This is a genomic window from Lentzea chajnantorensis, assembly GCF_054300775.1.
In genome coordinates this window covers 658049-673063 of sequence record NZ_JBSDZT010000002.1, presented here as the reverse complement: position 1 = coordinate 673063, position 15015 = coordinate 658049, and the positions used below count along the sequence as shown (strand labels likewise).

Here is a 15015-nt window from a genome sequence, read left to right as displayed (position 1 = left end):
GTGAAGGTGCCCGTTTCCCGTCTCGGCTTCGGTGCCGCGCCGATCGGCAACCTCTACCGGGAGGTGTCCGACGCCGAGGCCTTCGGCGCGGTCGAAGCCGCCTGGCAGACCGGTGTCCGCTACTTCGACACAGCGCCGCACTACGGCCTCGGCCTGTCCGAACGCCGCCTCGGCGTGGCGCTGTCCGGCCGCCCGCGTGACGGGTACGTGCTCTCCACGAAGGTCGGGCGGGTGCTGGAACCGTTCGACGGCACTGGGATGGACGACGAGGGTTTCGCGGTGCCGCGCCACTTCCGGCGGATTCGCGACTACTCGGCCGACGGTGTCCTGCGGTCTCTTGAGTCCTCTTTGGAGCGTCTGGGGACCGACCGGGTGGAGATCGTCTACATCCACGACCCGGACGAGCACTGGGACGCGGCGTTCGGCGAGGCGTACCCGGCGCTGGAGTCGTTGCGGTCGCAGGGGGTCGTGGGTGCCATCGGCGTCGGCATGAACCAGTGGGAGATGCCGGAGCGGTTCGTCCGCGAGACCGACATCGACGTGGTGATGCTGGCCGGCCGGTACACGCTGCTGGAACAGCCCTCGCTGCCCACGTTCCTGCCGCTGTGCCTCGAACGCGGCGTGTCCGTGGTGGCGTGCGGTGTCTTCAACTCCGGGCTGCTGTCGAAGCCGGTCGTGCCGGCGGACGCCAGGTACAACTACGAGGAGGCGCCGCCGGAGCTCGTGGCCCGCGCCCGCGCCATCGCCGAGGTGTGCGGGCGGCACGGCGTGACGCTGCCCGAGGCGGCGATCCAGTTCGCCCTCGGCCACCCCGCCGTCGTGTCGGTCGTGATCGGCGCGCGCACGGCCGAGCAGATGACCGCGAACAGCGCGTACTTCTCGGCGTCGATCCCGGCCGGGGTGTGGGAGGAGCTGAAGTCCGCGGGCCTGCTCGGTGCCGAGGTGCCCACGCCGTGACCGGGTCCGCGCCCCCTAGGCGAACAACGCCTTCAGCTCGTCGACCAGCCGCGGCGTGGCCTCGGCGAGCGGCTCCCGCACCGGACCCGCGGGCAACCCGAGCAGGGTGAGCGCCGCCTTGACCGCCACGGCACCCGGCTCGCGCGTCATGATCGCCGTGATCACCGGCAGCAGCGCCTGGTGCCGGCGCAGCGCCTCCTTGTTGTCACCCTCGTCGTAGGCGTCGAGCATCGCCTTGATCTCGTTGCCGACGACGTGCCCGACGGTGCTGACCGTGCCGACGCCACCGATCGAGTACAGCGGCAGGATCAGCTCGTCGTTGCCCGAGTAGTAGTCGAGCCCGGTCTCGGCGATGACCCTCGCGGTCGCCAGCAGGTCGACCTTGCAGTCCTTCACACCCACGATCCGCGGGTGCTCGGCCAGCCGCAGCAGCGTCTCGGTGTCGATCGCGGTGGCCGTGCGACCGGGGATGTCGTAGAGCAGCGCCGGCAGCCCGGACGCGTCCGCCACCCGCCGGAAGTGGTTCTCGACGCCCTCCTGCGTGGGCTTGCTGTAGTAGGGCGTCACGACCAGCAGCCCGTGCGCGCCGTTCTCCTCAGCCTGCCGCGCGAGCTCAATGGTGTGGCGGGTGGAGTTGGTCCCCACACCCGCGATGACGTGCGTCCGGTCACCGACCGCCTCGCTGACGGCCCTGATGACCCGCGCCTTCTCGCTGTCGGTGGTGGTCGGCGCCTCACCGGTCGTCCCGTTGACGACCAGCCCGTCCGCACCACCCCTGTCGACGAGGTGCGCCGCCAGCTCCTGCGCACCCCCGAGGTCCAGGTCACCGTCCGGGGTGAACGGGGTGACCATCGCTACCAGCACTCGTCCGAACATGCCTCCAGCGTGGCTCTAGTTTTCGCGAAGTTCCAGTTAGAAGTTCTGCCCGGAACGTTAAGCTGAGCTTTGTGTTGGACGTACGGCGCTTGAGATTGCTCCACGCCCTGTCGGTCCACGGCACGGTCACCGCGGCCGCCGAGGCCCTGCACGTGACCTCGCCCGCGGTCTCCCAGCAGCTCGCCGCACTGGAACGCGAGGCCGGCGTGGCCCTGGTCGAACGGGCGGGCCGCCGGCTGACGCTGACCCGCGCCGGCCACGTGCTCGCCGCGCACACCCAGCTCGTCCTCGACCAGCTGGCAGCGGCCGAAGCCGACCTCGCCTCCCTGCGCACCTCGGTCTCCGGCGTGGTCCGCATCGGCGCGTTCGTGTCGGTGGCCGCGTTGCTCCCGCGCGTGATCCAGCTGCTGCGCTCGGCACACGGGTCCGATGTGGACCTGTTCGTGCACGAGATGGAACCCGAGTCGTCACTGCCCGCGTTGCGGCGCGGCGACGTCGACATCGCCGTCATCCACTCGTACAACATCATGCCGCGCACGCTGCCCGAGTCCTGCGAGTCGCACGAGATGTTCGTGGAACCGGTGAACGTGGCCCTGCCGCTGTCAGACCCGTTGGTGCAGCAGGATTCTGTGGACCTCGCACTGCTGGCGGACCGCCCGTGGATCATGCCGCGCACCGACGCGTCGTGCCACGAGCTGACCCAGCGGGCCTGCGGTGCGGCCGGGTTCGTGCCGCGGGCACAGGCCTACTGCGACGACTTCGGGGTCATGTGCGGGTTGGTCGAAGCCGGTCTCGGGGTGGCGTTGGTGCCCTCGGTGGCGCGGCGGCCCGGGGTGGCGTTGCGGCCGTTGAAGCAGCAGGTGTTCCGCACGGTGTCGGCGGTGGTGCGCAAGCGGGCGGACGGGCAACCGGCGGTGCGGGTGGTGCTGGAGCAGCTACGCCAGGTCTGACAGCCACTGCTCCACGCCGGCCACGTGCACCGTCGACCAGCTGCGCGCCAGCTCCGGCTGGTGCGCAGCGAGCGCGTCCACGATCGCGCGGTGCTCGGCGACCGTGCGGTCCACGGCGTTCGACTGGGTGATGCCGCGCCAGATCCGCACCCGGACCGTGGGACCGGCGAGGGTGTCGAGGAGCTGCGCGAGGTAGGCGTTGCCGGAGCACTGGGCGATGGCGCGGTGGAACTCCAGGTCGTGCTCGACCAGCTCCTCGACGGACTTCGCCTGCTCGGCGGCGTCGCACAGGGTCCGCAGCTTCACGACCTCGTCCGGGTCGATGCGCTGGGCGGCCATCGCGGCCGCGGCGGGTTCGAGGATGCGGCGGACCTGGAGGACCTCCAGCACCGAATCTTCGCCGCGGTGCAGGTCGAGGACGAACGAGAGCGCGCCCAGCAGGTCGTCCGCGCGCAGCGACGAGACGTAGGTGCCGTCGCCCTGGCGGACGTCGAGCACCCGGACGAGCGACAGCGCCTTGACGGCCTCGCGCAGCGAGTTGCGCGAGAGACCGAGGCGTTCGGCCAGTTCAGCCTCCCGCGGGAGACGGTCGCCCGGCTTCAGCTCGCCGGACACGATCATCTCCTTGACGCGCAGGATCGCATCGTCAGTGACTGCCACAGCACCCTCAACTCGTCGTAGACCTCGGATGTCTGACACCAGTATGCGTCACCTCCGATCACCCACACGGGTCCCGGTAAACATGACGCTCATTCACTCACTGTTTTGTGGGATGGTTATCTACTAACGACACGTGACGCGGACCCCCGTTGTCGCCATAATGGTCTGGACCATTCAAGGAGGGATCTTGGACGCCGTTGTCGCAGCACCGCGCGCTTTGCTCGGTCGCACGATCGTCGGTCCTGCCTCGGTGCGGATCAGGGACGGCCGCATCGTCGAGGTGACCACCGGTGAAGCTCCACCTGGCGCGGAGGTCCTATCCGACGGCCTGCTCACACCGGGTCTGGTCGACGTCCAGGTGAACGGCGCCGTCGGCGTCGACTTCGCCGAGGTGGACGCCGCCGGCATGCGCTCGGTCGCAGCAGCACTGCCAGCCACGGGTGTGACCCGCTTCCTGCCCACGTTGATCACCGCACCGGTCGACGTGGTCATCCGCCAGGCCCGCGCCGTGCTGGCCGCCTCGGCCGCACTGCCCGACGGGGTGGGCGCACGTCCCCTCGGCGTGCACCTCGAGGGGCCGTTCCTGTCACCGAAACGGGCGGGCGTGCACGACCCGTCGTTCATGGTCGAGCCTGGTCCCGACCAGATCGACGCGCTCCTGAACGACGACGCCCTGCGCAGGGCGCTGCGCATGGTGACCCTGGCACCCGAACAGCCCGGCGGCTTCGAGGCGATCCGCCGCCTGGTCGACGCCGGGGTGCTCGTGGCCGTCGGCCACTCCGACGCCACCGGCGAACAGACCCGCGCCGCCGCCGACGCGGGTGCCCGCATGGTGACGCACCTGTTCAACGCCCAGCGCCCCCTCGGCCACCGCGAACCCGGCGTACCCGGCGTCGCCCTGGTCGACGACCGCTTCACGCTGGGCCTGATCGCCGACCTGGCCCACGTGGGCCCGGACGTGTGCCGCCTCGTGTTCAACGCGGCCGGCGCACGGGTGGCCCTGGTGACCGACGCCGTGGCCGCGGCGGGCATGCCCCCTGGCCGCTACCACCTCGGCGGCGCGGACGTCCTCCTCACCGAGGACGGCGTGCCCCGCTCCCCCGAGGGCACGATCGCGGGCTCGGCGCTGACGCTGGACCGCGCCGTGCGCAACATCGTGTCCGTCGGCGTACCCGCGGCGGACGCGCTGGCCTCGGCGACGATCGTGCCGGCCGAGGCGATCGGCGAGTCCGGGCTCGGGCGGCTGGCGCCGGGGGCCGTGGCCGACCTCGTGTGGTGGGACGACGAGCTGCGGCCCAGGAAGGTGTGGGTCGACGGGGAGGTCGTGTTCGACGCCGCGGTGCCGGTTGCGCCCGTTGCTCCCGTCGGGGCGGTGGGGTACGCGACCGCTGGACAGTAGGCCCGGTTCGTAGCGGCTGGGTTCGTGGGCTGAGGGGGATCGTCTGCTGAGGCGGCGGTTCCCCTGGCCGTTTTCCGGGCCGGTTTCGAGGCGTGGAGCTCCGGCGCTTCTCACCTCCGGCGCTCCTCACCTCCGGCTCGACCCACGGGCAACGCCCCCTCCGCGCGCTTCCATACCTGCGGGCGCAGGAACGGGTGTGTTTCGGACACCTACAAGACGAGCCCAGGCGTGGATCAGGACAAGCTTCACCCGTTCGAGTGGCGCCGACCAGGTCCCAAGCACGAAAAGGCCGTCCGGAGCGAAAGCCCCGGACGGCCGATCGAGCCAGCAGAACGAAGAACCCCTAGAGGGTGCGCGTCACCTTGTTCAGCCCCCGCGGGCTGTCCGGGTCACCACCGCGCGCCAGGGCCAGGCCGTGGGCGAGGCGCTGCACCGGCAGGATCTCCAGGACCGGTGCGACCTCCTCGGCCGTCTCCGGGATGGCGATCGACAGGGTCGCGCCGACCTTCTCGGAGGCGGAGCCCACGGCGACCACGTCGGCGCCGCGCTGGTGGACCACGTCCAGGGCGTCGCGCAGTGAGTCGCCGCCCTTGCCCAGCGAGGTGATCGCGAGGACGGCGGTCTCGCCGTCGACGGCGGCCACCGGGCCGTGCAGGAGGTCGGCGCCGGAGTAGGCGCGGGCGGCCAGGTAGGAGGTCTCCGCCAGCTTCAGGGAGGCTTCCAGGGCCGTGGCGTAGGAGTAGCCGCGGCCCGTGGTGAGCACGCGGTCGACGAAGCGGTAGCGGCGGACCGCCTCCTCCACGGTCGGGGTGGAGGCGTCCAGCGTCACCTGGGCCAGGTCGCCCAGGGGGGCCGCTGCCGCGCCGTTGCCGCCGCGGACGGCGTCGATCAGCAGGTACAGGGCCAGCAGGGTGGCCGAGTAGGTCTTGGTGGCGGCCACCGCGTGTTCGACGCCGGCCGAGACGTCCACCGAGAGCTCGGCGGCCGCGTTCAGCGGGGAGGTGGCGGTGTTCGTCACCGCCACGGTGAGGGCGCCGCGGCGGCGTGCGGAGGCGGTGACCTCCAGCAGGTCGGGGGAGCCGCCCGACTGCGACACCGTCACCAGCAGCACGTCGCGCAGGTCGGGCTCCGCGCCGTACAGGGTCGTGGTGGACGCGGAGACCAGGCCCGCTGGCAGCTGCAGCAGGATCTCGGTCAGGTACTTCGCGTAGATGGCCGCGTGGTCGCTCGAACCGCGCGCCGCGAACAGCACGAAACGAGGTGCGCGCTCCCGGATGACGGCGGCCACCTCAGCCACTGACGACCGGGACGCGTAGAGGGACGAGAAGATCGACGGCTGGGCCGCGATCTCCGCGGCCATGTGCTGGCCGGGCTGGGGCGTGGTCATGTCGTGCCTTTCAGGATCAGCTCGGCCGCGGCCCGGAGGCTCACCCGAGAACCGCCGTGGGTGTCGATGCGGGCGACGCTGCCCAGGTCGGGACCCGGCACGCCGGTTTCGACGTGCACCACGTCCAGGCCCAGATTAGTTAAGTTAGTTACCAGTTGTCGAGCGCTGGTGTGGCGGTGGGCGTCGCGCGTCACCACCACGATCGTGCGCTTGCCGGCGGCGCTCGCAACTTCTTCGGCCGAGATGTCGCGGGCCGCGATCACCTCGGTGCCCGGCAGGACCTCGCTCAGGTACGGACCGAGGCCCCACGGGACGTCGCCGACCGCGATCGACGGGTCCACCACCAGGTCGACGACGACCGGGTCCGCACCGACACCAACGCGACCGCGGACCGAGACAGCGCGTCGAGCGGCCGTGAGGCCGATCTCGGCGTCGTGCGCGTCCACGGTCGACGGCGGCAGGCCGAGTGCCAGCGACCGGGCCGCGGCCTGGGCCAGGCGCTCCTCCGACAGCTCACCGGACCGCACCGCGGCGACGATCGAGTCGATCAGCCACTGGATCTCCGCGTCGTCGAGCGGGATGCCGCCCAGGCACAGCGCGTCGACGCCCGCGGCCAGTGCCTTCACCGCACCCACCGCCAGGTCGCCGCCGACGGCCTTCATGTCCAGGCCGTCGGTGATCACCGCGCCGGTGAAGCCGAGCTCGCGGCGCAGCAGGTCGATCGCGTGCTTGTTCAACGTCACCGGCGCGCTGCCCCACTCGGGGATCACGAGGTGGCCGGTCATGATCGACCGCACCCCCGCGTTCACCGCCGCGCGGAACGGCACCAGCTCGACCTCGCGCAGCTGCTGCTCGGTGCGCGGCAGCACCGGCAGCTGCTCGTGCGAGTCCTCAGTGGACGCACCGTGACCGGGGAAGTGCTTGGCGCACGCCGCGACGCCGACGGCCTGCAGGCCCTCCACCCACGCGGCGACGTGCCGCGCGGCGAGCACCGGGTCCGAGCCGAACGCCCGCACGCCGATGATCGGGTCGTCGAGCGTCAGCACCAGGTCCGCCGACGGCGCCAGGTTCAGCGAGATGCCGCACCGGGCCAGCCGCGCGCCGATCGAGGCGGCCACGGACCGGGTCAGGTCGAGGTCGTCCGCCACGCCCAGGGCGTAGTTGCCGGGCACCTCGGACCCGTGGCCCGCGTCGAGGCGGGTGACGTCGCCGCCCTCCTCGTCGATGCCGATCACCACGTCCGGCCGCGCCGAGCGCAGCTGCGCGCACAGCGAGGTCACCTGGTCGTCGGAGACGACGTTGCGGCCGAACAGGACCACCCCGCCGAGACCGTCAGCGACCCGCCGCACCAACCAGTCGGGGGCGGTCGTCCCGTGAAAACCGGGCAGCAGAACGGCAGCGGCCAACTGATCCACGCGTCATCCCTTCACTGCACCGGCGGTGACGCCGGCGACCATCTTGCGCTGGACGATGAGGAAGAACACCAGTGCGGGCACCGTGAACAGCACGGAGGCGGCCATCGCGCCACCCCAGTCGGTGCCGAACGCCGTCTGGAAACCGGACAGCCACACGGGCAGCGTCTCGCTGTCCTGGCTGCGGATCAGCACCTTGGCGAACAGGAACTCGTTCCACGCCGTGATGAACGCGAACACCGAGGTCGCCACGAGACCGGGGCCGAGCAGCGGCAGCGTCACCTTCTGGAACGCCTTCCACCGACCGCAGCCGTCGACCATGGCGGCTTCTTCGAGCTCGATCGGGATGCCGTTGACGAACCCGCGCAACGTCCACGCGCAGAACGGCAGCGTCACCGCGAAGTACACCAGGACCAGCGACGACAGGTGTTCGTAGAGCTGCAGGTCCCGCATCATCAGGAACATCGGGATCAGCAACGCCTCGAACGGCGCCATCTGCGCGACCAGCATCAGCAGCACGAAGCCCTTGCGGCCGCGGAACGCGAACCGCGACATGGCGACCGCCGCGGTGATGCCGACGACGATCGCGGCGAGCACTGCGGTCAGCGTCACCAGGAGGCTGTTGCCCAGCGACGACAGGAACCCCGGCTTCGTCCACGCGGTGACGAAGTTCGTGAACGTCACCGCGAGCGGGACGAGGTCGTAGTCCGACGTGATCGTCGAGCCCTTGGGCTTCAACGCCGTCGTGATCATCCAGTACGTCGGGAAGAGGAAGAACAGGGCCAGCACGAGGCCGACGACGTTGGCCGCGGACTTCTTGAGCATCAGATCTTCCCCCTCCTCGGTCTGCAGCAGCTTGCGCAGGTACTGGAACGTGATCAGGCCCAGGATGACCATCATCAGCACGGAGATCGCGGCCGCGACGCCGAAGTGGCTCTTCGCGATGCCCTCCAGGTACTGCAGCACCGGCAGCGTCGTGCTCTGCCCGCTGGGACCGCCCTCGCGGAACACCCAGATCTGGGCAAAGACCTTGAAGTCCCACAGCGTCGACAGGAACGTCACCATCATCAGCAGCGACTTGATCTCCGGCCACGTCACCGCGCGGAACGTCTGCCACGGAGAGGCGCCGTCGATGCCCGCCGCCTCGTAGAGGTCGCGCGGGATGCCGATGAGCCCGGCGTACAGGGAGAAGGCGAGGAAGGGGATCGCCTGCCAGACGATCAGCAAGCCGACGACGGACAGCGTCGACGAGCCGGAGGAGAACCACGAGTAGCCGGCGAACGAGTCGAACCCGAGCTGCACCAGCGTCTTGTTCAGGATGCCGTAGTTCTGGTCGAACATCCACTGGTAGACCGTGGTGGACGCCAGGATCGGCATCGCCCACGCGCAGAGCATCGCGATCTGCAGCGCGATCCGCACCCACGGCGTCAGCACGCGCATCAGCAGGGCGATGCCCAGGGCCGCGCCCACCGACGTCACGACGACGGACACGGTGAACACGACGGTGCGCAGCGAGACTTCCCAGAAGCGCTCGTCCTGCAGCACGGTCGCGTAGTTGTCGAGGCCGGTCCACACGATCTCGCCGCGGACCAGCTCACCGAGGTTGAGCTGGCGGAAGCTCGTCACGAACACCGAGACGACCGGCCAGCCGATCAGCCAGAGGATCGCGAGGAGTGCGGGGGCCAGCAGCAGGTAGGGCAGCGCCCGGTCGAAGGCGCCGCCCCGGTGGCGGCGCTCGCGCGCCCCACCCGTCACGGCAGGCGGCAGCGCCGGCGGGATGCTCCCGGCCGGCGCTGCCGTTTCGGTCGTCTTGACGGCCGTCATCTCGGCTGGGCTATCCCATGGCCTTGGTGACGGCGTCGCTCGCGTCCTTCGTCGCCTGGTCGAGCGACTTCGCACCCGTCAGGTACGCGGTGAGCGCGTCCTTCAGCGGGTTCTGGCCCGCCTCGACGGCCGCCCACTTCGGCGTCACCGGGGTGACCTTGCCGTTGGGGGAGGAGGCCGCCATGGCCTTGCCGATCGCGTTGGTCTCGAGCTTCGCGGTGTCCTTCGAGGTACCGGGGACCGCACCGCCCTCGGCGAGCATGTCCTGGTACTTCTTGGACGACAGCAGCGCCAGGTACTTCTTCGCCGCGTCCGCGTTCTTGCTGGACGCCGGGATCGCGAGGTTCGAGCCGCCGAGGAACACGGGCGCGGCGGAGCCGGCCTTCTTCGACGGGATCGGGAACGCCGAGGTCTTGTCCTTCAGCTCCGGCTTGGCCTTGACGGCACCGGCGAGCTCCCACGGGAGACCGACCATCATGCCGACGTTGCCCGTGCCGAAGACCTCCATCTGCTGGGGCTTCGCCTCGTCGATGTCAGCCGGGACCTTCTTGACGGCCGAGGCGTCGTACAGCGCCTTGTAGGCCTCGAAGCCCGCCTTGGCCTGCGCGGAGTCGAGCGTGCTCGTCCACTTGCCGCCGTCCTGCTTGGCGACGTCGCCGCCCTCGTCCCAGATGAGCGAGAGCAGGAAGTACCAGGACTGACCCGGCAGGTACAGGGCCTGGAAGTCCGGGTTGGCCGCGTTCGCGGCCTTCAGCTTGGTGATCGCGTCGATCCACTCGGCCCGCGAGGTCGGCGGCTGCGCGATGCCGGCCGCCTGGAACAGGTCCGTGCGGTAGATGACGGTGCGGTTCGCGGCGTAGAACGGCACACCGTACTGCTTGCCGTTCATCGTGAGCGAGTCCTTGAGACCGCCGAGCCACTCGGCGTCGTTGAACTGCTTCGCGTCCGCGGTGAGGTCGGCCAGCGTGCCCTGGTCGGCGAAGCTCGCCGTCTGGGTGTTGCCGAGCTCGATGACGTCCGGGGGCGTGCTGCTGGCCAGTGCCGTGGTCAGCCTCTCCTGGATGCCGGTCCACTTCTGGACCTCGTACTTGACCTTGACGCCGTTCGCGCTCTCGAACTCCTTGTTCAAGGCGTCGGTCAGAGTTGCCGGCGCGGAGCCGTCCATGAGCCACACGGTGATCTCTTTGGACTCCGTGCCGCTACCGCTGTTCGTGCTCGTGCCACATCCGGACACGGCCACTGCCAGTGCGGCGGCACCAGCAGCGAGTCCTCTCCAGCCCTTCACAGTCGCGCCCTTTCAGCAAGCCCGGCCCCTCGGCCGGAACGCCCAAGTGGTGTAGACCAATGCGGAACAGCGTGTGCCGCGTCACCCCTCCTGTCAAGCGCGTTGCCAAAGCGTTGCGGAGTCCTCGGACCTTTTTTGAGTCGAATGGCGGGGGTTCGGACGCGCGGGAGGACCCGGACAGGGCATCCTTGTGGGGCGTGACATGGAGTGCGAGGAGGAGGCCATGCTGGAGACGACGCCTGCATCAGGCGTGGACGCCAGGACGCGTGCGCAACGCGAACCCAAGTACTGGGGTCTCAAGCGGCACCTGCTCGACCTGCTGAGGGCGCTGCCGCCCGGTTCACCCATCCCCACGGAACGGTCGCTGGCCGCGGAGTTCGACGTCTCCAGGACCACGGTCCGCCAGGCGCTCGCCGAGCTGACGGTCGAGGGGCGGCTGCTCCGGGTGCAGGGCAAGGGCACCTTCGCGGCCGAACCGAAGGTCGCCCAGAGGTTGCAGCTGTCTTCGTACACAGAGGACATGCGCGCCCAGGGCCGCGTGCCGTCGTCCAAGCTCATCGAGGCCTCGGAGATGCCGGCGGAGGCGGAGCTCGCCCGGTACCTGGGCGTGCGCCCCGGTGCCAAGGTGCTGCGCCTGCACCGGCTGCGCCTGGCCGACAACGAGCCGATGGCCATCGAGACGACCCACCTCGCGCTGGGCCGGTTCCGCGGCCTGCGCCGCTACCTGGCGCCCGGTGCCTCGCTGTACCAGGTGCTGTCCGACCGGTTCGGCGTCGAGATGGGCCACGCGGAGGAGACGATCGAGACGGCGCTCGCCTCGCCCGAAGAGGCAGAGTTGCTCGGGGCGGACATCGGCCTGCCGATGCTGCTGCTGTCGCGGCACTCGTTCGACACCGAGGGCAACCCGATCGAATGGGTGCGCTCGGTCTACCGGGGCGACCGCTACAAGTTCGTGGCCACGCTGAACAGGCCGTCTTGATCGGCGGGGCATGATCGCCTGGGGCACGCCGCGCGCCCGCGCGGTGCTGGCCACGACGATCCTCGGCTCCGGCATGGCGATGCTCGACGGCACGATCGTCAACGTCGCCCTGCCCCGCATCGGCGCCGAGCTCGGCGCGTCCGTGACCGACCTGCAGTGGATCCTCAACGGGTACCTGCTGGCGCTGGCCTCGCTGATCCTCGTCGCCGGCTCGCTCGGCGACCGCTTCGGCCGCCGCCGCGTCTACGTGACCGGCGTCGTCTGGTTCGGCGTGGCGTCACTGCTGTGCGGCGTCGCCTGGAACGTCCCGGTGCTGGTCGCGGCCCGTGTGCTGCAGGGCGTGGGCGCAGCGCTGCTCACGCCCGGCGCGCTCGCGATCCTGCAGTCGTCGTTCAACCGGGAGGACCGCTCGCGTGCGATCGGCGCCTGGTCGGGCCTGTCCGGCGTGGCCACGGCGATCGGCCCGTTCGTCGGCGGGCTGCTGGTGCAGGCCTGGTCGTGGCGGCTCGCGTTCCTGGTCAACCTGCCGGTGGCGGCCCTGTGCGTGTACCTCGCGCTGCGGTCGGTGCCGGAGTCGCGCGACGAGACGGCGGGGCACCCCCACTACCTCAGCGCGGTCGTCGGAGCCGCGGGGCTCGCGCTGCTGACCGGCGGCCTGGTCGAGCAGTCCTACCCGGTCGCGGCCCTCGGGCTGGTGGCCATGATCGCGTTCGGCGTGGTCCAGGCGCGCTCGCACGACCCGCTGGTGCCGCCGGAGCTGTTCCGCGACCGCACGTTCCTGGTCGCGAACCTGCTGACGTTCCTGGTCTACGCGGCACTGGGTGGCGTGATGGTGCTGCTCGTCCTCCAGCTGCAGGTGTCGCTGGGCTACTCGCCGACGGCGTCGGGCCTGGCCAGCGTGCCGATCACGATCATCATGCTGCTGGCGTCGTCGACCTCGGGCAAGATCGCCCAGCGGTACGGCCCGCGCGTGCAGCTCGTCGCAGGCCCGATCGTCGTGGGCCTCGGCATGCTGCTGCTGCGGGGCGCCCAGCCCGGTGCGGGCTACCTCACCGGCGTGCTGCCCGGCGTGCTGGTGTTCGGCCTCGGCCTGGCCGCCGTGGTCGCGCCGGTCACCGCGACCGTGCTGGCCTCGGCACCCGACCACCACGCGGGCGTCGCGTCGGGCGTGAACAACGCCGTGGCGCGCACCGGCAGCCTGCTCGCGATGGCCGTGCTGCCGGCCGCCGTGGGCATCACGGGCGAGGGCTACGCGGACCCCGCGGTCATGACCTCGGGCTGGCGGATGGCGCTCGTGCTGTGCGCGGTGGCGGCCATCGTCGGCGGCCTGCTCGCGCTCGGCGTGGACAACCGGGTGCTGGCCACCGACCACGAGCAGCCGGACAACCCGCACCCCGGCGACTGCCTGCACTGCGGCGTCGAGGGACCGCCGACGCACATCCGCTCAGGTGGCGAGAAGGCGAGCCAGTAGCGCGGGGTCGACGTTGCCGCCGGACACGACGGCGACCCCGCCCCCGCCCAGCCTGGCCTGGGCGGCCACGGCGACCGCACCGCTCGGCTCCGCGACCAGCCTGGCCCGCCTGGCCAGGTCCGCCACCGCCGCGAGGATCTCGTCCTCGGTCACCGTCACCACGTCGTCGACGTACCGGCTGATGTGCGCCCAGGTGAGCTCGGACGGCTCGTCGCGCAACGCGTCGGCGATCGTCTCCGCACGGGCCACGGGGTCCCAGCGCACCAGCTCACCGGCCCTGAACGAGTCCGCGACGTCCGCCGCGAGCGCCGGCTCAGCGCCGACCACCCGGACGTCCGGCTTGATCGCCTTCACGGCCGTCGCCACACCGGAGATCAGCCCGCCACCGGACATCGGCACCACCACGGTGTCCACCGACGGCAGGTCGGCGAGGACCTCCAGCCCGATCGTGCCCTGACCGGCGATCACGTCGGGGTGGTCGAACGGCGGGATCAGCACCGCACCGCGTTCGGCGACGAGCTCCCGCGCCCGCCGCACCCGCTCGGTGATCCCGACGATGAACACCTCCGCGCCCAGCGCCCGCGTCGCCGCGACCTTCACCTCGGGCGTGTTCGACGGCATCACGATCGCCGCGGGCACCCCGTGCAGCCGGGCGGCGTAGGCGACGGCCTGCGCGTGGTTGCCGCTGGAGTAGGCCACCACGCCGCGCGAGCGGTCCTCCAGCAGCGCCAGCGCGTTGAGCGCACCGCGCAGCTTGAAGGCGCCGATCGGCTGCAACGACTCCGGTTTCAGCCACCCCCGGCCGAACGGCAGCAGGGGCGTGCGCACCACGTGCGGTGCGATCCGCTCCGCCGCCGCCAGGACGTCTGGGAGCGCGATCATCCGAGGATCGACGCGAGCAGGGCCGGTTCGACGTTGCCGCCCGACACCACCGCGACGGTCTTGCCCTCCGGCAGCGACCGGTTCAGGTGGGCCGCGACGACGGTGGCACCGGACGGCTCCGCCACGGTCCGGGTGCGGCGCGCGATCTGCCGCACGGCGTCGCGGATCTCGTCCTCGGACACCGTGACGATGTCGTCCACGTACTCCTTGATGTGCGCCCACGTCAGCTCCGACGGCTCCGCGCGCAGGCCGTCCGCCGACGTGCGGGCGCGGTCGTGCGCGTCCCACCGCACCAGCTCGCCCGCCTTGAGCGACGCGGCCGAGTCACCGGCCAGCTCCGGCTCGACACCGATCACGCGGGCGTTGGGGCACAACGCTTTCACGGCCACCGCGACACCGGAGACCAGCCCGCCGCCGCTCACCGGCACCAGCACCGTCGCCACGTCCGGCAGGTCCTCGCAGATCTCCAGGCCGACCGTGCCCTGCCCGGCGATCACGTCGAAGTGGTCGAACGGCGGGATCAGCGTGGCCCCGCGCTCCTCGACCAGCTCCGCCGCGCGCGACTCCCGTTCGGTGATGCCGACGACGAACACCTCGGCGCCGTGCGCGCGCGTCGCGTCGATCTTGAGCTGTGGCGTGTTCTCCGGCACCACGATCGCCGCCGTCATGCCGAGCGTCTTCGCCGCGTAGGCGACCGCTTGCGCGTGGTTACCGCTGGAGTACGCCACGACACCGCGCGCACGTTCCTCAGAAGGTATGCGGGACAACGCGTTCACCGCGCCGCGCTGCTTGAACGCGCCGATCGGCTGGAGGTTCTCCGGCTTGATCCACAGCGAGGAGTCGAAGGCCAGCAACGGGGTGCGGACGACGTGGGGGGCGATCGCGGCGGCGGCCGCGCGGATGTCCTCGATGGTCACCAGGCGCATGTGTCGA

General features: G+C 71.0%; 13 protein-coding genes and 1 pseudogene. 5 read left to right on the top strand and 9 right to left on the bottom strand.

Translation table 11 applies throughout. The annotated features are described in order from the left end of the window. Complete coding sequence (locus ACVDFE_RS03865; protein WP_458429592.1) at positions 1 to 957, top strand: aldo/keto reductase; 957 nt, start codon at positions 1 to 3, stop codon at positions 955 to 957. 15 nt (positions 958 to 972) lie between these two features. Here ACVDFE_RS03865 and dapA read toward each other — a convergent pair whose 3' ends face one another. After that, on the bottom strand, positions 973 to 1833 hold the full coding sequence (gene dapA / locus ACVDFE_RS03860) for a 4-hydroxy-tetrahydrodipicolinate synthase (protein WP_360385372.1): 861 nt from the start codon (positions 1831 to 1833) through the stop codon (positions 973 to 975). 89 nt (positions 1834 to 1922) lie between these two features. On the opposite strand from dapA, the gene ACVDFE_RS03855 reads away from it, so the two are divergent. Next, a complete protein-coding gene (locus ACVDFE_RS03855; protein WP_360385374.1) occupies positions 1923 to 2783 on the top strand; it encodes a LysR family transcriptional regulator in 861 nt (286 codons plus the stop codon). Here ACVDFE_RS03855 and ACVDFE_RS03850 read toward each other — a convergent pair. Beyond that, positions 2769 to 3443, bottom strand: coding sequence for a FadR/GntR family transcriptional regulator (locus ACVDFE_RS03850; RefSeq protein WP_458429591.1), 675 nt, complete (start codon positions 3441 to 3443; stop codon positions 2769 to 2771). The genes ACVDFE_RS03855 and ACVDFE_RS03850 overlap by 15 nt on opposite strands. Before the next feature lie 187 nt (positions 3444 to 3630). On the opposite strand from ACVDFE_RS03850, the gene nagA reads away from it, so the two are divergent. Further along, positions 3631 to 4842 (top strand): N-acetylglucosamine-6-phosphate deacetylase, encoded by a 1212-nt coding sequence (nagA, locus tag ACVDFE_RS03845; RefSeq protein ID WP_360385379.1) that lies wholly within the window; start codon positions 3631 to 3633, stop codon positions 4840 to 4842. A 343-nt stretch (positions 4843 to 5185) separates the two neighbouring features. Here the strand turns inward: nagA and ACVDFE_RS03840 are convergent, their stop codons facing one another. The 5 genes and pseudogenes from ACVDFE_RS03840 to ACVDFE_RS03820 all read right to left on the bottom strand — a co-directional run bounded on the left by ACVDFE_RS03840 (position 5186) and on the right by ACVDFE_RS03820 (position 10750). Next, a complete protein-coding gene (locus ACVDFE_RS03840) occupies positions 5186 to 6229 on the bottom strand; it encodes an SIS domain-containing protein (protein WP_458429590.1) in 1044 nt (347 codons plus the stop codon). Next, positions 6226 to 7644, bottom strand: coding sequence for a glycoside hydrolase family 3 protein (locus ACVDFE_RS03835; protein WP_458429589.1), 1419 nt, complete (start codon positions 7642 to 7644; stop codon positions 6226 to 6228). Before ACVDFE_RS03835 ends, ACVDFE_RS03840 begins: the two co-directional genes overlap by 4 nt. A gap of 3 nt (positions 7645 to 7647) precedes the next feature. Further along, a complete protein-coding gene (locus ACVDFE_RS03830; protein WP_458434263.1) occupies positions 7648 to 8466 on the bottom strand; it encodes a carbohydrate ABC transporter permease in 819 nt (272 codons plus the stop codon). A gap of 6 nt (positions 8467 to 8472) precedes the next feature. Further along, positions 8473 to 9465 (bottom strand): annotated as a pseudogene (locus ACVDFE_RS03825) (carbohydrate ABC transporter permease); the annotation flags it as partial. Positions 9466 to 9475: 10 nt separating this feature from the next. Further along, a complete protein-coding gene (locus ACVDFE_RS03820; protein WP_458429588.1) occupies positions 9476 to 10750 on the bottom strand; it encodes a sugar ABC transporter substrate-binding protein in 1275 nt (424 codons plus the stop codon). A gap of 223 nt (positions 10751 to 10973) precedes the next feature. Here ACVDFE_RS03820 and ACVDFE_RS03815 point away from each other — a divergent pair, with 223 nt between their 5' ends. Both ACVDFE_RS03815 and ACVDFE_RS03810 read left to right on the top strand, forming a co-directional pair. Further along, positions 10974 to 11729 carry a GntR family transcriptional regulator gene (locus ACVDFE_RS03815; protein ID WP_360385391.1) on the top strand — a complete coding sequence of 252 codons (756 nt, stop codon included), beginning with the start codon at positions 10974 to 10976 and terminating at the stop codon, positions 11727 to 11729. A 10-nt stretch (positions 11730 to 11739) separates the two neighbouring features. After that, entirely contained in the window at positions 11740 to 13200 is a 1461-nt protein-coding gene (locus ACVDFE_RS03810; protein WP_458429587.1) for an MFS transporter, read from the top strand. On the opposite strand, the gene ACVDFE_RS03805 is transcribed toward ACVDFE_RS03810, so the two are convergent. Together ACVDFE_RS03805 and ACVDFE_RS03800 are read right to left on the bottom strand one after the other, a co-directional pair. Continuing rightward, complete coding sequence (locus ACVDFE_RS03805) at positions 13174 to 14082, bottom strand: threonine ammonia-lyase (RefSeq protein WP_458429586.1); 909 nt, start codon at positions 14080 to 14082, stop codon at positions 13174 to 13176. The genes ACVDFE_RS03810 and ACVDFE_RS03805 overlap by 27 nt on opposite strands. Next, the gene (locus ACVDFE_RS03800; RefSeq protein ID WP_360385397.1) at positions 14079 to 15008 is read right to left on the bottom strand and encodes a threonine ammonia-lyase; all 930 of its coding nucleotides are present in this window, start codon (positions 15006 to 15008) and stop codon (positions 14079 to 14081) included. Before ACVDFE_RS03800 ends, ACVDFE_RS03805 begins: the two co-directional genes overlap by 4 nt. Positions 15009 to 15015 lie beyond the last annotated feature (7 nt).